The organism is Cupriavidus gilardii, from assembly GCF_017598945.1.
GTDB classification, from domain to species: domain Bacteria; phylum Pseudomonadota; class Gammaproteobacteria; order Burkholderiales; family Burkholderiaceae; genus Cupriavidus; species Cupriavidus gilardii_E.
The window spans coordinates 141,850-162,132 of sequence record NZ_JAGFTW010000036.1 but is presented as its reverse complement, the minus strand read 5'-3'; the positions used below and the strand labels follow the sequence as shown (position 1 = coordinate 162,132).

Annotated in this window: 17 protein-coding genes; 3 read left to right on the top strand and 14 right to left on the bottom strand. The window is 66.1% G+C overall.

The features are described from left to right. Positions 1-39: 39 nt before the first annotated feature. Complete coding sequence (locus J5T34_RS12620; RefSeq protein WP_208580043.1) at positions 40-4,089, bottom strand: hypothetical protein; 4,050 nt, start codon at positions 4,087-4,089, stop codon at positions 40-42. Positions 4,090-4,535: 446 nt separating this feature from the next. Here J5T34_RS12620 and J5T34_RS12615 point away from each other — a divergent pair, with 446 nt between their 5' ends. After that, positions 4,536-6,308 carry a chorismate-binding protein gene (locus tag J5T34_RS12615; protein WP_432207667.1) on the top strand — a complete coding sequence of 591 codons (1,773 nt, stop codon included), beginning with the start codon at positions 4,536-4,538 and terminating at the stop codon, positions 6,306-6,308. Positions 6,309-6,319: 11 nt separating this feature from the next. On the opposite strand, the gene J5T34_RS12610 is transcribed toward J5T34_RS12615, so the two are convergent. Genes J5T34_RS12610 through J5T34_RS12570 form a run of 9 tightly spaced genes read right to left on the bottom strand, consistent with a single transcriptional unit; the run spans position 6,320 to position 13,478 of the window. Next, positions 6,320-7,042, bottom strand: coding sequence for an ATP-binding cassette domain-containing protein (locus J5T34_RS12610; protein ID WP_208580041.1), 723 nt, complete (start codon positions 7,040-7,042; stop codon positions 6,320-6,322). Next, on the bottom strand, positions 7,039-7,737 hold the full coding sequence (locus tag J5T34_RS12605; RefSeq protein ID WP_174104526.1) for an ABC transporter permease: 699 nt from the start codon (positions 7,735-7,737) through the stop codon (positions 7,039-7,041). The genes J5T34_RS12610 and J5T34_RS12605 overlap by 4 nt, the downstream gene beginning before the upstream one ends. A 9-nt stretch (positions 7,738-7,746) precedes the next feature. Then, on the bottom strand, positions 7,747-8,568 hold the full coding sequence (gene panB / locus J5T34_RS12600; RefSeq protein ID WP_208580040.1) for a 3-methyl-2-oxobutanoate hydroxymethyltransferase: 822 nt from the start codon (positions 8,566-8,568) through the stop codon (positions 7,747-7,749). A 54-nt stretch (positions 8,569-8,622) separates the two neighbouring features. Further along, positions 8,623-8,985: a DMT family protein gene (locus J5T34_RS12595; protein WP_208580039.1), complete on the bottom strand. Its 363-nt coding sequence runs from the start codon at positions 8,983-8,985 to the stop codon at positions 8,623-8,625. After that, positions 8,949-9,467: a 2-amino-4-hydroxy-6-hydroxymethyldihydropteridine diphosphokinase gene (folK, locus tag J5T34_RS12590; protein ID WP_208580038.1), complete on the bottom strand. Its 519-nt coding sequence runs from the start codon at positions 9,465-9,467 to the stop codon at positions 8,949-8,951. The genes J5T34_RS12595 and folK overlap by 37 nt, the downstream gene beginning before the upstream one ends. Further along, the gene (gene pcnB, locus J5T34_RS12585; protein ID WP_208580037.1) at positions 9,464-10,969 is read right to left on the bottom strand and encodes a polynucleotide adenylyltransferase PcnB; all 1,506 of its coding nucleotides are present in this window, start codon (positions 10,967-10,969) and stop codon (positions 9,464-9,466) included. Before pcnB ends, folK begins: the two co-directional genes overlap by 4 nt. A 1-nt stretch (position 10,970) precedes the next feature. Next, positions 10,971-11,645 (bottom strand): HAD family hydrolase, encoded by a 675-nt coding sequence (locus tag J5T34_RS12580; RefSeq protein ID WP_208580036.1) that lies wholly within the window; start codon positions 11,643-11,645, stop codon positions 10,971-10,973. 44 nt (positions 11,646-11,689) lie between these two features. Then, a complete protein-coding gene (hda, locus tag J5T34_RS12575) occupies positions 11,690-12,397 on the bottom strand; it encodes a DnaA regulatory inactivator Hda (protein WP_064576515.1) in 708 nt (235 codons plus the stop codon). 10 nt (positions 12,398-12,407) lie between these two features. Then, positions 12,408-13,478, bottom strand: coding sequence for an AI-2E family transporter (locus J5T34_RS12570; RefSeq protein ID WP_174104520.1), 1,071 nt, complete (start codon positions 13,476-13,478; stop codon positions 12,408-12,410). 282 nt (positions 13,479-13,760) lie between these two features. On the opposite strand from J5T34_RS12570, the gene purM reads away from it, so the two are divergent. Beyond that, positions 13,761-14,813: a phosphoribosylformylglycinamidine cyclo-ligase gene (gene purM / locus J5T34_RS12565; protein WP_208580035.1), complete on the top strand. Its 1,053-nt coding sequence runs from the start codon at positions 13,761-13,763 to the stop codon at positions 14,811-14,813. A gap of 100 nt (positions 14,814-14,913) precedes the next feature. Here purM and J5T34_RS12560 read toward each other — a convergent pair whose 3' ends face one another. The 3 genes from J5T34_RS12560 to mutL form a co-directional block, all read right to left on the bottom strand. After that, positions 14,914-15,420: a GNAT family N-acetyltransferase gene (locus J5T34_RS12560; RefSeq protein WP_208580034.1), complete on the bottom strand. Its 507-nt coding sequence runs from the start codon at positions 15,418-15,420 to the stop codon at positions 14,914-14,916. A gap of 78 nt (positions 15,421-15,498) precedes the next feature. Further along, on the bottom strand, positions 15,499-16,452 hold the full coding sequence (gene miaA, locus J5T34_RS12555; protein WP_208580033.1) for a tRNA (adenosine(37)-N6)-dimethylallyltransferase MiaA: 954 nt from the start codon (positions 16,450-16,452) through the stop codon (positions 15,499-15,501). Between the two features lie 82 nt (positions 16,453-16,534). After that, positions 16,535-18,532, bottom strand: a complete 1,998-nt coding sequence (mutL, locus tag J5T34_RS12550; protein WP_208580032.1) for a DNA mismatch repair endonuclease MutL — start codon at positions 18,530-18,532, stop codon at positions 16,535-16,537. Positions 18,533-18,705: 173 nt separating this feature from the next. Here mutL and J5T34_RS12545 point away from each other — a divergent pair, with 173 nt between their 5' ends. Continuing rightward, complete coding sequence (locus J5T34_RS12545; RefSeq protein ID WP_157071949.1) at positions 18,706-19,353, top strand: VTT domain-containing protein; 648 nt, start codon at positions 18,706-18,708, stop codon at positions 19,351-19,353. Positions 19,354-19,431: 78 nt separating this feature from the next. Here J5T34_RS12545 and J5T34_RS12540 read toward each other — a convergent pair whose 3' ends face one another. After that, positions 19,432-20,280 (bottom strand): SirB1 family protein, encoded by an 849-nt coding sequence (locus J5T34_RS12540; protein ID WP_023263957.1) that lies wholly within the window; start codon positions 20,278-20,280, stop codon positions 19,432-19,434. Positions 20,281-20,283 lie beyond the last annotated feature (3 nt).

The following is a 20,283-nucleotide window of genomic DNA, read 5'->3' as shown; positions in this document are numbered from 1 at the left end:
GGTTCCATGGGATTTAGCGTGTTGAACGGTGACGAGCGGCTAGTGGAGGCTTGGAGCATGGAATAATTCCTGAGATTGGATTGGGGAGCCGACTTGCGCGTGGATCCCGGAATGGAACGGGTCACGCAAATCGGAGGGAATATGACGCACGGACTGACTTTCATGCGGCTTCACAAGCAACTTGGGGTTGGCCCCCTCAGATCCCAATGCGTCTGTCTCCTCCAAAGACTTCGGTGCGCGCGGAATGATTCGAGCGTTGAACCACAGCAACTCCGTCGACACCGATACCGTTCTGGTCTCGGTGAGCGTGGCGCTGCCGTGGAGACCGATCTCTTCTTCGCGATAGTCTCCCGTGTAGGCGCCGACTCCGCCAAGCTTGTAGTGCTCGTTCGTGTTCAGCAGTGTCACGCAGCGCTGTTGCAAACCGTAGCGACTAGACAAGTCACGAAACGGTGAACTTGCGCCGCTCAGTCCTTCCGCCAGCGCTATCCACGCGTTCAGCTCGGCGAGCTTTTCGTCCACCAGATATCGCCGAACCATAAAGGTCTGCCTGGAATCTCGCGCGTGCAAAAGCAATGCCCGTATGCACTCATCGAGATCCTGCTTTCGCACTTCAGGTGGCAGCGATTCGTTGTACGCAGCCCATTGCTCGCGCACCTCCGCGATGTTCAAATGTGCGATCAAATCATCGACATTGCGGAAAACAATGTCCCACGCAAACGAAGGCTGCGTGATGCCATCTCTTGTTTCTCGCCGAATGAAATGCTGAATGCCCCGCTCCCTAAAGGTTACGGTCGCGCCCAACAGCTCGCCCGATGACACTCCGCTCTTGAGATGTCCCGTGATTTGTGTTGGCAGTACGGTAGCGAGCACGCGCACGGCCGCGCTGTATCGGGAGCCGGTCCCAATGCCGTGAACCGCTAGCCGCGTGGACCCTGTCCGGTCGACGCGCGCCTGGTGCGTCACGATATCGGTCTCTCTGCCAAGGCGTGCGTTGACGGAGCCCTGAAGAAGTCCTTCTTTTACCTTGGCGCCAACGCCGGCCGAAATGCCAGCGCTGATGGTTTCCGTTGAGGTTTTACTGTCAAAAACATTAAGGGCGAGTGCTCCCTTCAGCAGGGGCTGGAAGCACTGATAGCATAGTTCCCGAAGCGCACGATCACGTTTGGATTGATATGGCCGTGCAGCCAGATCCTTCTCAATCTTGTTCGCTAATCTCTCGCCGAATACCACGTTGGCGGCGTCCCGGCTCGTGTTTACCCACTCCCTCGAACCGGGAGTCGCAGGGGCACGTATGGCGATGCCGGTCTCGCTACCTTCTCGATCGACATAACTGGCGTCTACACCGACGTCCAGTGCTGTCGCCGTTGAGACGGTGATACCGGCTCCGACCTGGCCGGTTTCCCCCTTCGTCTCGCTCACGATCATCGTTTGCCCACCGACGGAGCTACTCAGGATGCCGAAACTTCCCGTACGGGTGGAGGTACTGGCATGCGAGAACGACACGCCTATCGTCGGTGCCGGACCCGCGAGTATTGCGGCCGCGCCGGCGCCGATACTGACGCTAACGCCCACGCCGGCCGCCCTCGAAACGCTGCCCTTGGCGCCGTTACCGAGATTGGTGTCCATCCGATGACTTGCGATCTGTCGGAAATCTTCCCTGGTGCGCGGCGCTTCAGGGAGCGCAACTCCGGCATCGACCTTGTCTCGGCCGGCTCGCAGCATCGCGACGACCTGTCGATACTGCTGGAAGCGACGGCCTATCTCGGACACTTCCATAGGTACTTCGGACATCGGCGAGGCGAGGGCCGTTGCACTGAGCATGCCGGCCTCCACTGCCCATTCGTCTATCACGTCGAGATCGATTCGTGTAATGCGATTCAATTCCGCTTCGATTTCTTGTCGATGCGGACGATTGTCGGGGAGATCGATCAGGTCACTGATCACTGCTTTCTTGAATGCATCAGTAACGGTGTACGCGTGCAGACGCATGCCAGATTCGGTGCAGCACAGCCATTGCGTTAGCAGACTATATCGTGCGTGGCTGGCTATTCGCTGCGTGGCCGTATCATTCTGCGCGACCACATCGAGTCGGTGCTCCGACTGGAGAGCTAAGTCGGCCTTCGGATACCGTGCTTGCATGGCCGCCAGATGCTGACGAAGCTCTACCAGACATGTCTTTGTATCGCCCTGAATGTGGAGCTGATGATTCAGCGTTCGAAGATCTTCCTTCGAATAAAACTGACCCCCCCCATCAATTTCCATAACGCGAGCCACATCGTCGAGCCGCGCCAACACCTGCTCGAGACCCTGATCCAATTGCAAGGCTGCTTCTTCCGACAAACCAAGCTTCCGCGTTTCATCTCGGAATATCAGAACATCCCGCAACAACGCTTCATGCGGCAGCAACGGAGCCCCGCTAGCCATCTTGAAATGCAACACCAACAACCGTGCCATGCGGCCCATGGCCGTCTGGTGGTCCCGGCTCTGCTGCGTCACGGTTCTCCGGGTGACTGCCTGCGTCATGGGATCCCCGAGCGCCAATGCAACAGGGGAATCGTCCGGCATCAGCTCACGGACGACACCCGTCAGCAGATCGACGTGCCTGCGCGGCAGCCATTCCAGCACCAGCTTGTTGAGAAGATGTTGAAACTGTGCAAGGAGGCCGTTGTCCAGATCGTCGCGGAAGCCGTTGCGCCACAACGCGAGGGCCACGACCTCGTCTTTGGACAACGGTGCCGTCAGGGATGGCGCCGAGCTCTCGCTCTCCATTGCTTGGCGCTGCGACTTCAGCCATGCAGGATCGGCCAGAGCCCGAATCTGCATCAGCTTGACGGCGCCCAACAACGCACGATACGCCAGGCGATTTTCCCGTGGGTGGTTTGCATCGGCAAGCATGGCCGCAGCATATTTGGCGGCGCCCATTGGATGCCCCATCCAGGCCCGCAGGGCGTCCATTTCGCCGGCGACTTCGCTGCCGCGGCTCGCCGCCGAACTGAGTGCGGTATCGCTGCGGGCAATCAGGTGATCGCATGATTGAAGGTATATTCGCAACGCCGCCTGCCACTGCTCCACAACAGGTGCAGGCAGTTCCGCAGGCCCCCCTATCAGCTCAGACAGCATCTGGAAGCCAAACTCGCATCGGGATAGCCGGCGTGCGACCTGCCAACATTGAACCGCTGCCTCACTCTCGTCGCTTAGTTGATGCCAAGAGGTGGTGAGCATGCCGAGCAGCTTGGCAGCTTCCTGCGGTGACCGTTTCAGCGGCTTTAGTTCGGTAGAGACCTCGGTCGAGATGGCGTTTCCGAGCAGCAGCAGCTTTGCGTGCGTGACGAGCGGCGGGTTTGCACTGGTGGTAACAGCAACTGCGGAACGCCGGGCGGACACGATGCCATGCATCAGCGCATATAGTTGGGCAAATGCCTGCTGTGCATCTTGGTGGGAGAGATCGAAAGCTGCCGTGAGCTCTCTTTGGCAGGCCTTGTCGTCCAACTCTGGCAATTTTCCAGGCTGCGATATCGTTGCCAGCCCAAAAAGCCGACAGAGCAAATGATTTCGCCACGCGTAGTCTCGGGCGTTCAGAGGCTTGCAAGCCGATGAGATTTTGATTTCGCGGGCCGGCCGCGTACCATGATTTGCCAAATGGTCGACGACGTAGTCCGACTGGCCCTCCGTAGTCTTTTTGCACGGCGTTTGGATAGTGATTGTCGGCGCCAGTACCGTTGGCGGCCCTTTCGCCTTCTCCTGCCCGTCCGGAAATCGCGTCCAGCTTTCCACCGTCTTGCCGATCCGATAGGACCGGCTGCCTACCCCGCGGAGCTGGAAAAAATCCGCGACCTTGTGAGTGAAGAACTCCTTGATGGCCTGGAAGAATCGCGTCGCGAGCGGGAGATCATAGATATCGAGACGGCAGACCTGAATGCCAAACTGGTGAGTCTTGGTGACCAGGTAATCGTGGCCCTCGACGCGTATATTCAGGAAGCCGATATCGTCTTTATCGACATTGAGTAGCGGTTGCTTCTGCGACCTTGGGATGGTGGCCAAATCCTCAAGGCGCGCACACTCGATGATGGATGCCTTGTCTCCCATCTTTCCCCCGTATCGGTTTCGGTCCCGTGCGATATGCACGGGGCGACGGTCCCGTTTTTTGCGCCATCACTCCGGACGGCATGGCGGCAACGATCCGCGCATCCCAAAGCGCCCGCTATAGAAAAACGAGGAGACTTGTTTTCGCTGGCAACGGCGAAGGCCGCGACCTTGTTCGAAGGAAGACGGACGACGCCATCGAGTCGCTCGTCGCAAGGAAATTGGCGGAAAGTTTTCATCGCGGGCGATAATGTCGGCTGCCATTTGTCTGCCTGCTTGACGCCGCGCGCCCAAGGCGTTCTCTCTCCTGCTGCTCGATGTCCACGCTGTCCCACAGATCTGCCGAATCTACGTCGTCCGTCCTGCCACGGATCGAGGCCGGTGCCCCGTTTGTCCTGCTCGACGACGCCACGGAGGCGGCGGCAACTTGCCGGCTCTATACGGAGTTCATGCGGATGGACGTGGTCCCTGCTGGCGCGCTGGATGACTTCGAATCGCGGATGCAGCAAGGCTGGCAGGCCGGATGGCATGCCTGCATGTTCGCCCCCTACGAATTCGGCGCGCCGCTGGTTCGCGTGCCGACACTGGCGCAGCCCAGCGGCGACAATCCGTTCGCCGACGGCGCGATGCGCATCCTGTGGTTCGCCGCCAAGACAACGTGCGATGCGGCGGCCGTTCAGCGCTGGCTGGATGCCCAAAGCGACACCACCGTGCCGGCTGGCGCCATGCACGTCCGCTCGGACACCGATCCGGCCGACTTCCACGCCGCCATCGCCCGTATCCATGACTGGATCGAGGCCGGAGACACCTACCAGGTCAATTTCACGCAGCGCCTGCGGTTCGAAACCTTCGGCGATCCGATCGCTTTCTATAGGGACTTGCGGGCCGCACAGCCGGTGCCCTATGGCGCGCTGGCCCGGCTGCCGGGCGACTACTGGGTACTGTCGCTATCGCCCGAGCTGTTCTTTCGCCACGACGGTGGCGGCAAGCTGGTGACGCGGCCGATGAAGGGAACCGCCTTGCGCAGCGGCGATGCGAAGCGCGATGCCGAAGCGGCCGCCGCGCTGGCTGCCGACGACAAGAACCGGGCCGAGAACGTGATGATCGTGGACCTGCTGCGAAACGATCTCGGCCGGGTCGCGGAGCCGGGTACCGTGCAGGTGCCGCAGCGCTTTGCCGTGCAGCCTTTCGGACAGGTTTTGCAGATGACGTCGACGGTCACCGCGACGGCGCGCGCGGGGATCACGCTGGCGGGTCTTATGGCCGCGCTGTTTCCCTGCGGCTCGATCACTGGCGCGCCGAAGCGCCGGACCATGGAGATCATCGCCGAGCTGGAACACGCGCCGCGCGGGCTCTACACGGGCGCGATCGGCTGGGTCGATGCGCCGGAGCCGGGCGAGACGCTGGGGCGGGCGGCGTTGTCCGTGGCGATTCGCACGCTGGTGCTCGGTCCGCCCCGGGCCGACGGCCTGCGGGCAGGCGAAATGGGCGTCGGCAGCGGCATCGTGCACGACAGCGTTGCCGCCGACGAATACGGGGAATGCGGCTGGAAGGCGCGCTTTCTGACGGGGCACGATCCCGGCTTCACGCTGATCGAGACGATGCGCGTCGAGCAGGGCCGCTGTCTGCGTCTCGATGCGCATCTGGCCCGGCTGCGCGCCTCGGCGGCGTGTTTTGGCTTTCGATTCGACGAGGCACAGGCACGTGCCGCGATCGCCCAGCGAGCGGCGGCCCTGCAGCAAGGTCCTGCACGGCTGCGCGTCACGCTGGACAAGGCCGGAACATTGCAATTGACGAGCGGCGCGCTCGCACCGCTGAAGGACGGCCCGGTCGGCCTGATCGTCGCGCGCACCGCCTTGCCGGTCGCCGATCCCTCGCGCCGGCACAAGACCAGCGCGCGCGAGACCTTCGACGCGGCGTGGCGTGACGCAGAGCGCGTGGGGGCCTTCGACAGCCTGTTCTTCAACACGCGCGACGAACTGCTGGAAGGGGGGCGCAGCTCGGTATTCGTGCGCGTCGACGGCCGCTGGCTGACGCCGCCGCTAACGGCGGACATCCTGCCGGGCGTGATGCGTAAAGAGGTGCTGCGCGATGGCGAGACCTATCTGGGTGGCGCCGTGATCGAGAGCCCGATCACGCGCGAGACATTGCTGCGCGCCGACGAACTGGCGATCGCCAATGCGCTGCGCGGCGTGCTGCCCGCCACGCTGCTCTCGCCCTGAACGAGAAAGCGTCAGCGGTGATGGGTGTCGAGCCGTCCGTCGGTCAGCTTCCACCGCACCACGCCTGGCAGATTGATCAGGTCGCGGTCGTGGCAGATCATCACCACGGTGCGGCCCTCGGCGGCGAGCTCGCGCACCAGGGCGATCACCTGTTCGCGCGCGTGGCCGTCCAGATTCGAGGTGGGCTCGTCGAGCAGCAGCAGATCGGGCTCCAGCACCTTGGCGCGGGCCAGCGCGACCCGCTGGATTTCGCCGCCCGACAGGCGCTCCGGCGCGGTGTCCTGGACATGCGTGATGCCGGCCCAGCCCAGCGCGGCGCCGACGCGGCGCGCCACCTCGTCGGCCGGCAGTCCACGCGCGTGCAGTCCGTAGGCGATGTTCTCGCGCACCGACGTACGGAACAGATACGGATGCTGATGCATGTAGGCGATGCGCTGGCGCAGCGCGGCCGGTAGCGGATCGAGTGCAGCACGGCACGGCTGGCCGTCAGTGCCGGTCCAGTCGACGGTCGCGCCGGGGGCGCGTTCGAGGCCGGCGATCATGCGCAGCAGCGTGGTCTTGCCGGCGCCGTTGACGCCGGTCAGCACCACCGCGGTGGCGCGCGGAAAGGCCAGCGCGTCGATATCGAACAGCGCACGGGCGCCGATCCGGCGGCGCAGTCCGCGCACCACCAGCAGCGGCGGTGCCAGCGCGTCGGCGGCAGGGCGGTTGCGATCCGGCTCCGGTGCATTCATCGGCGAAATCCTCCGGCGCCCTGCAGCCATGCCAGCAGCACGTTGACCAGCAGGGCCAGGGCCACCAGCACGATGCCCAGCGCGATGCCCTGGGCGAATTCGCCCTTGCTGGTTTCGAGGGCGATGGCGGTGGTGATGGTACGGGTCGAGCCTTCGATATTGCCACCGATCATCAGCGCCGAGCCGACTTCCGCGATCACGCGGCCGAAGCCGGCGACCACGGCGGCCATCAGGCCGAAGCGCAGCTCGCGCAGCACCGTGAAGAAGGTGCGCCAGGCGCCGGCGCCGAGCACCCACGCGGTTTCGCGCAGCCGCGCGTCGGCCCCCTGCAGCGTCGACAGCGCGAATGCCAGCACCACCGGGAAGCCGATCACGGCCTGACCGATGATCATGCCGGCCGGCGTAAACAGCAGTTCGAGGCTGCCGAGCGGCCCCTGGCGCGTCAGCAACAGATAGAGAATCAGGCCGACCAGCACCGTCGGAAACGACAGGAACGCCTGCGACAGCACCACCACCACCCGGCGGCCGGGAAAGTCATGGGTGGCGATCAGGTAGGCGGCGCCGACCGCCGGGGCGGTGGCAATCGCCAGCCCGGCGAAGGCGACCTTCAGCGAGGTCCAGACGATCTGCCACAGCGCGGGATCGCCGCCGGCGAGCAGCGCGAACGCGGCCGCGGTGGCGGCGCCGATCTCCATCGGGCGGCGTCAGGCGGAGAAGGTGTGTTCGGGCGCGGGGAAGCTGCCGTCTTTGACCGCGGCGACATAAGCGCGGATCGCGCCCTCGATCGAGGACTGGCCTTCCATGAAGTTGCGCACGAACTTGGCCTTGCGGCCCGGATAGATGTTCAGCATGTCCTGCAGCACCAGCACCTGACCGGAGCAGTCGACGCCGGCGCCGATGCCGATGGTCGGGATCTCGAGCTGGCTGGTCACGGTAGTGGCCAGCGCGGCCGGCACCGCCTCCATCACGATCAGCTGGGCGCCGGCGCTCTGCAGCGCTTCGGCATCGCGGCGCAGCTGGGCCGCGCTCGCGTCCGTCTTGCCCTGTACCTTGAAGCCGCCGAAGGCGTGCACCGATTGCGGCGTCAGCCCGATATGCGCGCACACCGGGATGCTGCGCTCGACCAGGAACTTGACGGTCGGCGCCAGCCATTCGCCGCCTTCGAGCTTGACCATCTGCGCGCCGGCGCGCATCAGCGCCGCGGCGCTGGCAAACGCCTGCTCGGGCGTGCCGTAGGTGCCGAACGGCAGGTCGGCGACCACCAGCGCGGTCTGGTTGCCGCGCGCCACGCATTCGGTGTGGTACGCCATCTGTTCGAGCGTGACGGGCAGCGTGGTCTGCTGGCCCTGCATCACGTTGCCCAGCGAATCGCCGATCAGGATCACCTCGACGCCGCAGTGGTCGAGCAGCGCGGCGAAGCTCGAATCATAGGCGGTCAGCATCACGATCTTCTCGCCGGCGGCGCGCATCGCCTGCAGCTTGGGGATGGTGATGGACTTGCGGGAGGGTTCCAGGAGATAGCTCATCGATGTGCCTCGAAGGTCCGCCTGCCGGCGCGGCGCCCGCAACGGGCGGCGCGTTCAGCTGCGGAAGATGAAATAGACGGCACCGACCATGCACAGCGCCGCCCACACGTAGTCCCACTTGAAGCTTTGCTGCATGTACAGCAGCGAGAACGGCACGAACACCGTCAGCGTGATCGCTTCCTGCAGGATCTTCAGTTGCGCCAGCGAGATGCCATGCTGGAAGCCGATCCGGTTGGCCGGCACCTGCAGCATGTATTCGAACAGCGCGATGCCCCAGCTGACGATGGCCGCGATATACCAGGGCCGGCTGGCCAGGTCCTTCAGGTGGCCGTACCACGCGAAGGTCATGAACACATTGGACAGCGTCAGCAGACCGGTGGTCAGGAGGTAGGGCGAGATTCCGCTTGGCGCGTACATTGGCAGAAGGACACCTTGTCGATGCGCTGGCCCGCCACCGCGGGGAGATGGTCGGCGGCGCGGCCCAGGCCGGGAATCACCAGTTCGGGTTCGAGTTCGAGCAGCGGCACCAGCGTGAATGCGCGCGCCGCCACGCGCGGATGCGGCACCGTCAGCTGGGCGCCGTCATGCATTTCGTCGCCGAACACCAGCAGGTCGAGGTCCAGTGTGCGCGGTGCATTGCGGAACGGCCGTTCGCGGCCGAACTGATCTTCGATATGGTGGCAGATGCGCAGCAGCTGGGCGGCCGTGAAGCTGGTCTCCAGCTTGACCACCGCGTTGTAGTAATCGTCGCCGCCGGCATCGACCGGGGCGCTGCGGTACAGCGAGGATCGCGCCACGATGCGGATGCCGACCTGCTGCGCCAGGCAGACGATGGCATCCTTGACGGCTTGTTTTGCGTCGCCCAGATTGGCGCCGATGCCGATGAAGGCCAGTGTCATTCGGTTTCCTCCGGCTGGCCGCGCGCGCCGCCTTGCTGGTCGGCTGCCGCGTCCATCTCATCCCGGGGGGAAACTTTATCCGATTTCCGCGACGACCGCCGACGGCGCTTCTTGCGCGCCGGGCCTTCGCTGCCGGCCGTGCCGGAGGCGCGCGCCGCCTCGATCAGGTTCTCGCGGCCTTCGGAGTCGGCGTTCTGGAAGTCCTGCCACCAGGTCGCCAGTTCGGCCGGCATCTCGCCGGCCTCGCAGCGCAGCAGCAGGAAGTCGAAGCCGGCGCGGAAGCGGGGCGATTCCAACAGGCGGAACGGCATGCGGCCGACGCGCTTCTCGAAGCGCGGCTGCATGCCCCAGATGTCGCGCATGTCGGTGACAAAGCGGCGCTGGATCGCCAGCTGGCCGGTCTGGCGCTCGAGCACGTCGTCCATCGCCGCGTTGAGCGCCGCAATCGGATGCTCGCCGCCCTCGCGCAGCGCCTTCCAGCGCTGCAGCACGTGGTGCCACAGCAGCGCGGCGAACAGGAAGCCCGGCGACACCGGCTTGCCGGCCTGCACGCGGCGGTCGGTGTTGTCCAGCGCCAGCTGCACGAAGCGCTGTCCCAGCGGTTGTTCGATCGCGACGTCCAGCAGCGGCAGCAGGCCCTTGTGCAGGCCGGCCTTGCGCAACTCCTGCAGCGAGGCCCAGGCATGGCCGGACATCAGCAGCTTGAGCATCTCGTCGAACAGCCGCGCGCTTGGCACGTTGTGGATCAGCGAGGCCAGGTCGGCGATCGGCTGGCGCGTGGCCTCGTCGATGTCGAAGCCGGTCTTGGCGGCGAAACGCACCACGCGCAGCATCCGCACCGGGTCCTCGCGATAGCGCGTGACCGGGTCGCCGATCATCCGCAGCGTGCGCGCCCGCATGTCTTCCATGCCGTGGTGGTAGTCGTGCACGGTCTGCTCGGCCGGGTCGTAGTACATCGCATTGATGGTGAAGTCGCGCCGTTCGGCGTCCTCCGCCTGCGAGCCCCAGACGTTGTCGCGCAGCACCCGGCCGGAGGCGTCGATCGCGTGGGTCTTGTTGTCGAGTTCGGCGCGCTTGAGGCGGCGGCCTTCGGGCAGCGTTTCGCTGGCCACTGCATCGACCAGCGCGCGGAAGGTCGACACCTCGATGATTTCCTGCTCGCGCCCGCCGTAGAAGGTCACGTGCACGATCTGGAAGCGCCGGCCGATGATGCGCGAGCGGCGGAACAGCGCCTGCACCTGGTCCGGCGTGGCGTTGGTGGCCACGTCGAAGTCCTTCGGCTTGATGCCGAGCAGCAGGTCGCGCACCGCGCCGCCGACGATGAAGGCCTGGTAGCCGGCCTGCTGCAGCGTGCTGGTGACCTTGACCGCATTGCGCGACAGCAGCGTGGGATCGATCTGGTGCTCGTCGGCGGTGATGATGCGCGGCGTGTGCGCGCGGCCGAGGCGTCGCTGCTTGGGCCCGGGCTTGCCCAGCAGCCGGTTGATAAGCTTCTTGATCACGTCAGAACAGGTCCATGATGCGCCAGCCGGCTGCGGCGGCATGATGGCGCAGGCGCTCGTCCGGGTTGGTGGCGATCGGCTCGGTGACCTTGGCCAGCAGCGGCAGGTCGTTGATCGAATCGCTGTAAAAAGTGGTGGTGGCGAAGTCCTGCCAGCGCGCGCCCTGTTCCTTCAGCCAGGCCTCGACGCGGGCGATCTTGCCTTCGCGGAAGCTCGGGATGCCGAACACCTCGCCGGTGTAGGCGCTCTCGGCCAGGCCGTCGGCGGTGGCCGGTTCGGTGGCGATCAGGTGCTTGATGCCGAAGGCGGCGGCGATCGGCGCGGTGACGAAGCTGTTGGTCGCCGTGACGATGGCGCACAGGTCGCCGGCGTCCAGATGCTTGTAGACCAGCGCGCGCGCCTGCGGCGTGATGGCCGGCTCGATCACTTCGTGCATGAACTGCTGGCGCCAGGCGTTCAGGCGCTCGCGCGGATGGGCCGCCAGCGGGGCCAGCGCGAACTTCAGGAAGGCCTGGATATCGAGGGTGCCGGCCTTGTAATGGCCGTAGAACTCGTCGTTCTTGCGACGGTAGGTTTCCTCGTCGACCACGCCGAGACGGACCAGAAAGCGGCCCCATTCGTGGTCGCTGTCGGTCGGGATCAGAGTATGGTCGAGGTCGAACAATGCCAGATTCATGGGCGGCGATTTTACATTAAGGGGATGGCGGCCGGATTTGCGCGCTATTCGCGCAACTCGGCGAACATTTCGCGCAGCAGCGGCAGCGTCACCGCCCGCTTGCGTTCCAGCGAATAGGTGTCGAGCGCGTCCAGCAGCGCCATCAGGCTGGGCATGTCGCGATAGTGGCGCGTCACCAGCCAGTGGGGGATTTCGGGAGAGAGCTGCAGCCCGCGTTCGCGCGCGGCCTGCACCAGCGCGGCCATCTTGTCGTCGTCCGACAGCGGGGCGAGCTGGTAGACCAGGCCCCAGCCGAGCCGCGTGCGCAGGTCCTCGCGCACCGGCATGGTGACCGGGGCCAGGCTGCCGGCCACCACCAGCGCGGTGCGCACGTGCGCGCGCACCTCGTTATACAGGGAAAACACCGCGATCTGGCGCGCCTCGTCCAGCAGGTCGACATCGTCGACCGTGTACAGCTGGCAGCTCGGGTCGAAGATGAAGTCGGCCAGCGCGTGGTGCGGACTCAGATAGCGGCAGCGCAGGCCGGCATGCGCGCCGGCGTCGCACAGCGCGTGCAGCAGATGCGTGCGGCCGGAGCCGGTCTCGCCCCACAGGTAGATCAGCCGGTCGGCGGCGCGTTCCTGCGCCACCGCCCCCGGCAGCTCGCGCAGCCGCTGCACCGGCTCGCGGTTGGCGGAGACGAAGAAGTTCTCGAAGGTCGACGGCGGCGGGCTGCCCAGTTCGAGCGACAGTTGCTTGGGGCGCGGAGACATGGCGTATCGATTACTTTCGGTAGAGGTCGCTTGTCACATACAGCCGCCGCAGCTGACGGGCGCCGACCAGCAGGACCGCGCAGGTCGGCAGCGCCAGCAGCACGCCGAAGAAGCCGAACAGCTGCCCGAAGGCGAGCAGCGCGAAGATCACTACCAGCGGATGCAGCCCGATCCGGTCGCCGACCAGGCGCGGGGTCAGGTAGAAGCTTTCCACGAACTGGCCGATGCCGTAGACCACCGCGACCGCGCCCAGCCCGTACAGGTTGCCGAACTGCAGCAGCGCCGCGACGATGGCCAGCGCCAGGCCGAAACCGAAGCCGATATAGGGAATGAAGACCGCCAGGCCGGTGAACACGCCGATCGGGATCGCGATCTCGAACCCGGCGATGGTCAGGCCGATGGAGTAGAGCGCCGCCAGGATCAGCATCACCAGGATCTGGCCGCGCAGATACTGCGACAGCAGCGCGTCGGTCTCGGCGGTCAGCTCGCGCACCTTCGGCACCCAGCGGCGCGGCACCAGGCCCTCGATCCGGCGCATCACCATGTGCCAGTCCATCAGCAGATAGAACATGACGATCGGCACCAAGAGCGCCAGCCCGCCGTAGGTGACCAGCGCGGTGCCGGACACGCGCACATAGGTCAGCAGCACCGCCAGCAGGTCCTCGGGGCTGGCGGCGAAGCGCTCGGACATCATGCGGCGCAGGCCCGGAAAGTCGAAGCGCACGCGCACGCCGAGCTCGGACAGGCGCGGGGCCACCACCGAATTGAGCTTCTTCAGCAGTTCGGGCAACTGCTCGCGCAGCTGCGGAATCTCGCGCTGGAGCACGGCGATGACCAGCAGCACCAGCAGCACCACGACGACGATCAGCAGCAGGATCATCAGCGAGACGGCGATCATCCGCGGCAGCTTGTGCCGCTGCAGCCAGTCGACACCCGGGTTCAGGATGTAGGCGAAGATGAACGCGAACAGGAACGGCGACAGCACCGGCGCCAGCGCGATCAGCGTGGCGAACAGCGCGACGCCGAGCGCGACCCAGAGCAGAATGCGCTTGGCCTCGTGGGACAGCAGGGGGGCGTTCATCGGGACAGTGGGGAAAAGACCGGCAAAAAGAAACCAGCGAAAAGAGACCAGCAAAAAGAAGGGCGAGGACGAGCGGCAAGCGCGCGTCGTCGCCCCCGGCGCGGCGGGTTTGCACGGCGCGAGCCGATGCAACTGGAAGCCGACACCCTGTATCCGTTAAAATCGCGATTCTACTGGACTCGCGACCCGCCATCCGGCGCCGCGAGGGCCGCATTCCTCACTTGTGCGTGACTCGACCCGCCGAGTGTCGTCATTTCCACCACCCAGGATCCGCAGAACTCCATGAGCGCAGCCCCCACTTCCGGCCAGGCAGGCCTTTCGTACCGCGATGCCGGCGTTGACATCGATGCGGGCGACGCGCTCGTCGACCGTATCAAGCCCTTCGCCAAGCGCACCATGCGCGAGGGCGTGATGGCCGGCATCGGGGGCTTCGGCGCGCTGTTCGAGCTGTCGCGCAAGTTCAAGGAGCCGGTGCTGGTGTCGGGCACCGACGGCGTCGGCACCAAGCTGAAGCTGGCCTTCCAGCTGAACCGCCACGATACCGTGGGCCAGGATCTGGTCGCGATGAGCGTCAACGACATCCTGGTGCAGGGCGCCGAACCGCTGTTCTTCCTCGACTATTTCGCCTGCGGCAAGCTGGACGTCGATACGGCGGCCACCGTGATCCAGGGCATCGCCCACGGCTGCGAACTGGCCGGCTGCGCGCTGATCGGCGGCGAGACCGCCGAGATGCCGAGCATGTACCCGGACGGCGAATACGATCTGGCCGGCTTTGCGGTCGGCGCGGTCGAGAAGAGCCGCATCATCGACGGCACCACCATCGTGCCGGGCGACGTGGTGCTGGGCCTGGCCTCGTCGGGCGCGCATTCGAACGGCTACTCGCTGGTGCGCAAGATCATCGAGGTGGCCAAGCCCGACCTCGAAGCCGATTTCCACGGCCAGCGCCTGCAGGACGCCATCATGGCGCCCACCCGCATCTACGTGAAGCCGCTGCTGTCGCTGATCGAGACGCTGCCGGTCAAGGGCATGGCCCATATCACCGGCGGCGGCCTGACCGAGAACGTGCCGCGCGTGCTGCCCAAGGAAGTCACCGCCGTGCTGCAGCGCGACGCGTGGACGATGCCGCCGCTGTTCCAGTGGCTGCAGGCCCAGGGCCGCGTTGCCGACGACGAAATGCATCGCGTGTTCAACTGCGGCATCGGCATGGTGGTGATCGTGGCCAAGGAAGACGCGGAACGCGCGATCCGGCATCTGCAGGCGGCCGGCGAGGCGGTGTGGCAGATCGGCGAGATCCGCGAGCGCGAGGAAGGGCAGGCGCCGACCGTGGTGGTCTGATTTCCCTTCGGCTTCGGAATGCCGATAAAAGACAGGCGGATGCTCGGGCATCCGCCTGTTTTCGTTTGGGCGTGTTGTCGGGGGTGTTGCGGTGTCGAGGTCAGCCCTGCTTGGCCGCCATCGCCGCCAAGGCTTCCCCGGTGACCCGGCAGATGCGCCAGTCCGGCAGCACGCTGGCGCCCATCGCGCGATAGAAGTCGATCGACGGCGTGTTCCAGTCCAGCACGCTCCATTCGAAGCGGCCGCAGCCGCGCTCGACCGCCAGTCCCGCCAGATGGACCAGCAGGGCCTTGCCGATGCCGTGGCCGCGCCAGGCCGGTTCGACATACAGGTCTTCGAGGTAGAGGCCCGGTTTGGCCAGGAAGGTCGAGTAGTTGTGGAAGAACAGCGCGAAGCCGATCGCGCGCGGACCTTCGGCGGTGGGCACCTCGGCCAGCACCGCCTCGGCCGACGGACGGGCGCCGAACAGCGTCTGGCGCAGCTTCTCCGGCGTGGCCTCGACCAGATGGGTCAGCTTTTCGTACTCGGCGAGCTCGGCGATCAGGCGCAGCAGCGTGTCGCAGTCGTCGGCGGTGGCGGGGCGTAGCGTGAAGGCGGCGTCGGTCATGATGTCGGCGTCGGACGAATCCGTATCGAATTGGACAAGGGACAAAGACGCGATTATCGCCCGACGGGTGTGCCCATGCTACGCGGCCAGCTGCGCCAGTCGGGCCACCTGCTCCACATAGTCCGGCGCCAGGCAATCGACCACCACCCGCTCGGGCGTCGACCGCAGCCACGTCAGCTGCCGCTTGCACAGCTGCCGGGTTGCGGCGATGCCGCGCTCACGCATCGCGGCGAAATCGCAGAGCCCGTCCAGATACTCCCAGACCTGCCGGTAGCCGACGCAGCGGATCGACGGCAGGCCCGGATGCAGATCGCCGCGCGCGCGCAGGCGTTCGACCTCGTCCAGCAATCCGCCGGCGAGCATCGCGTCGAAGCGGGCCTCGATGCGCGCATGCAGCACCGCGCGGTCCGACGGCTCCAGCGCGATCGCGCGAAAGCATGCGCCGGCCTGGCCGTCGAAGGTCCGCGCATCCGCCTGCCGGGCCAGCAGCGCCGACATCGGCTGGCCGGTCAGCCGGTGGATTTCCAGCGCGCGCTGGATGCGCTGCGAATCGTTGGGCGCCAGCCGCGCTGCGGTAATTGGGTCCACTTCGGCCAGCATCGCATGCAGCGCGGGCCAGCCTCGTTCTGCCGCCAGTTCGTCGAGCTCGGCGCGCACCTGCGGATCAGCATGCGGCAGGTCGTTCAGGCCCTGCGTCAGCGCCTTGTAATAAAGCATGGTGCCGCCGACGATCAGCGGCTCGCGTCCGCGCGCACGGATCGCGTCGATCAGCGCATTGGTATCGTTGACGAACTGCGCGGCCGAATAGCTGTCGGCCGGATCGATGATGTCGATCAGATGGTGCGGCACCGCGGCCAGTTCGGCGGCCGAGGGCTTGGCGGTGCCGATATCCATCTCGCGATAGACCAGCGCCGAATCCATGCTGATGATCTCGACCGGCGCGCGTGCAGCCAGCGCCAGGGCGGCCGCGGTCTTGCCCGAGGCGGTGGGGCCGAGCAGGCAGACGATGGGAGTGGGCGAAGCGGCGGCCATGGAATAAGCGGACAACGGCGACGATAACGGCGGCGATAACGGCGACGATAACGGCGGCGATAGCGACGGTGGGGCGGCGGCCTTACTGGCCGCGCAGGAACAGCCGGTCCAGCTCGGCCACGGTCAGCTGGACCCAGGTCGGCCGGCCATGATTGCACTGGTCGGCGCGCTCGGTCTGCTCCATCTGGCGCAGCAGCGCGTTCATTTCCTCGATGGTCAGCTTGCGGTTGGCGCGCACGGCGCTGTGGCAGGCCAGCGTCGCCAGCAGCTCGTTCTGGCGCTCGGCGAGCACCCGCGAGCCGCCGTAGGCGTGCAGATCGCGCAGCACGTCGCGCGCCAGCGCCTCGGCGTCGGCCTGCTTCAGCAGCGCCGGAATCGCGCGCACGGCCAGCGTGGTCGGCGAGACCGGCGCGATATCGAAGCCCAGCAGCGCCAGCGTTTCCTGGTGTTCCTCGGCGGCGCCGATCTCGACCGGGCTGGCCGGCAGCGTGACCGGAATCAGCAGCGGCTGCACCGTCATCTGGCGGGCGTCGAGCGCGGTCTTGATCTGCTCGTACAGGATGCGCTCGTGGGCGGCGTGCATGTCGACCAGCACCAGGCCGCGCGCATTCTGCGCCAGCACGTAGATGCCGTGCAGCTGCGCGATCGCGTAGCCGAGCGGATGGTCGTCGCTGTCGTGATCCGGTCCCTGTCCCTCGCTCCCCCCCTGCATCGGCACGCGGTCGAGCAGCGACGGCGGTTCGTCTGCGCGAGCGGCGCGGGCATCGGCCAGCCACGCGGGCGGCTGGCTCGACGGCGCGAAGCGCTGGCCGGACGGCGACATCGCATCGCGGACCATGCCGAGGTACGCCTGCCGTGGCTGCGCGATGCCGAGTTCGGCCTGGCGCGCGGCCGCGGTGTAATCGACCCAGGGGCGACCGCCGGGTTGCGCGGGACTGGTGGCGGCGACGCGCAGCCCCGGGGTTGGGTTGCCGTGACCGATGCCGTCGTCGCCCGTATGCAGACTGTCGCCGTTCTCGCCCGCCTGGCGCGCCAGGCAGCGCTGCACCGCGTGGTAGACGAACTGATGGACTGCACGCGATTCGCGGAAACGCACCTCGATCTTGGACGGATGCACATTGACGTCGACCAGCTCGGGCGGCAGGTCCAGGCACAGCACGTACGACGGGAAACGGTCGCCGTGCAGCACGTCCTGATAGGCGCTGCGCACGGCGTGCGTCAGCAGCTTGTCGCGCACGAAGCGGCCGTTGACGAAGAAGAACTGCTGGTCGGGGCGGCCGCGCGAGGCGGTCGGCAGTCCGGCGAAGCCGTACAGCGCCAGTTCGCCGGCCTGCTCGTCCAGCGGCAGCCGCGCCCGCGCGAACTCGCTGCCGAGCACCTGCGCGGTACGCGTGGCGACATCGCCGGCGTTCCAGTGCTCCATCGGCTTGCCGTTGTGGTGGACCGACAGCGTGACGTCGGGCCGGGCCAGCGCGATGCGCCGGATCACCTCGAGGCAATGGCCGAGTTCGGTCTGTTCGCTCTTCAGGAATTTGCGGCGCGCCGGCGTATTGAAGTACAGGTGCTGCACGTCGACGGTCGTGCCGACCCCGCCCGAGGCGGGCTGCAACGCGCCGGTATCCGCATGGATCTGGCTGGCATGGGGGCAGTTGGCCGTGCGGCTGGTCAGCACCAGCTGCGAGACCGAGGCAATCGAGGCCAGCGCCTCCCCGCGAAAGCCCAGCGTCAGCACCGATTCGAGTTCATCGAGGGAGGCGATCTTGCTGGTGGCATGGCGCATCAGCGCGACCGCCAGCTCGTCGGCCGGGATGCCGCAGCCGTTGTCGGTGATGACGATGCGGCGTACGCCGCCTTCCTCCAGCCGCACCGACAGCTGCGTCGCGCCGGCATCGAGCGCGTTCTCCAGCAACTCCTTGACCACCGAGGCCGGACGCTCGACCACCTCGCCGGCCGCGATCTGGCTGACCAGCTGGTCAGGCAGCGGCCGGATCGGGCGCGCCGGCGCGAGGCGGCCCTGGGGGCGCTGGGGGCGGTCGGACGAAGCGGCGACGGAGGCAGGAGAGGAGGGCGGCGCGGACATGGCAGCGATTATACGTGCCGGCTTCGTTGCGGCCTTGTCATGGTTTCGTGGCGATGCTGCGTGCGGGAGGTCGCACCCACGTTCCTCAAGCCGCCGTTTCGTCACCGGTGCGGCCACGTTCGTCTTGTATGATGTCGGGCTGGAAAAAGATGGGGAACGTCTTGGATATCGTATTGCAGGTGATTGACATGCTGCTGCATGTCGACAAGTACCTCGGCACCGTGATTCAGCAATATGGCGCATGGGTCTACGCCATTCTTTTCGCGATCGTCTTTGCCGAGACCGGCCTGGTGGTGGCGCCTTTCCTGCCGGGCGATTCGCTGCTCTTTATCGCGGGCGCGTTCTGCGCGACCGGGGCGATGAACGAGTGGGTGCTGATCGGCCTGCTGCTGGTCGCCGCGATCGGCGGCAATACCGTCAACTACTGGGTCGGCAGCTGGATCGGGCCCAAGGTGTTCGACCATCAATGGCGCTTCCTGGACCAGCAGGCGCTGCGCAAGACCCACGACTTCTACGAGCGCCACGGCGGCAAGACGCTGGTGATCGCGCGCTTCGTGCCGATCGTGCGGACTTTTGCGCCGTTCGTGGCCGGCGTGTCGCAGATGACCTTCGCGCGCTTCCAGCTGTTCAATGTGGTCGGCGCCGTCACCTGGGTGGTGGGTCTGGTGTTTGCCGGCTACTTCTTCGGCAACCTGCCGTTCATCAAGCAGTACCTGAACCTGATCGTGCTGGTCGGCATCAGCGCGGCGATCGTGCCGCTGATCCTTGGCGGCCTGTGGCGCCTGCTGCGGCGCGGCGACAAGCGCCGCCGCGTGTCGTAAGACGCGGCTCGATGCGAGGCCGGCATCTGGCGATGCCGGCCTGTTCCTTTCTTTCCTTCCTTTCTTCCTCGGGGCCGCTCAGTTCAGCGACCGGCTCATCATCCGCAGCGCGGGCATGCGGTCGCGAATCTGAGTCGAATCGGCCGCATCGGGCCGGGCGCTGACATAGGCCTCCAGATCTTCCAGCGCCGGCCGGAAGCATTCCAGGTTGGCATAGGCCAGGCCCCGGTCGCGCACCTCCTCGATCGAATCGGGCAGCAGGATCACCAGCCGGTTCTGCACCGCCAGCAGCCGCTGCCAGCGCGACTCCTGCAGATAGATCGCCTTCAGGTTGCGCAACATCCGCGCGATGATCTCGCGATGGCTCGCCGTCTGCAGGAACAGGCCCAGCGGCACCGCGTTGGGATCGGCGATCCCTTCGCGTTCCAGGTACGGATCCAGCATGTCCTGCAGCTGCTCCTTGGACAGCGTCTCGCCGGTCAGCGGATCGAGCACGACCTCGCCGGCCGGGATCGACATCCGCAGCAGGAAGTGATTGGGAAACGAGACACCCTTGAGCGGCAGGCCGATCTGCTGGCCCAGCTCCATGTACAGCACCGCGAGCGAGATCGGAATGCCGCGCCGCTGCCGCAGCACCACATTCAGATACGAATTGTCGGGGTCGTAGTAGTCGTTCGCGTTAGGCCCGAAGCCCAGGTCGCGGTAGAAGAAATGGTTCAGCAGGCGCAGGCGCTGGATGGCCGGGGTGCCGTCGGCAATCCGCCGTTTCAGCCGCAGCGCGAGCACATCGATGGCGGCCAGTTCGGCCTGCAGATCGAGGTCGGGGTAGGCATCCTGTGCGATCGACAGGGCCGTTTCGGTCAGCGGGATGCCGCTGTCGTCCGCCACCAGCGCGGCAAAATAGTCCAGGACTTTGGTCGAGGTCATAGC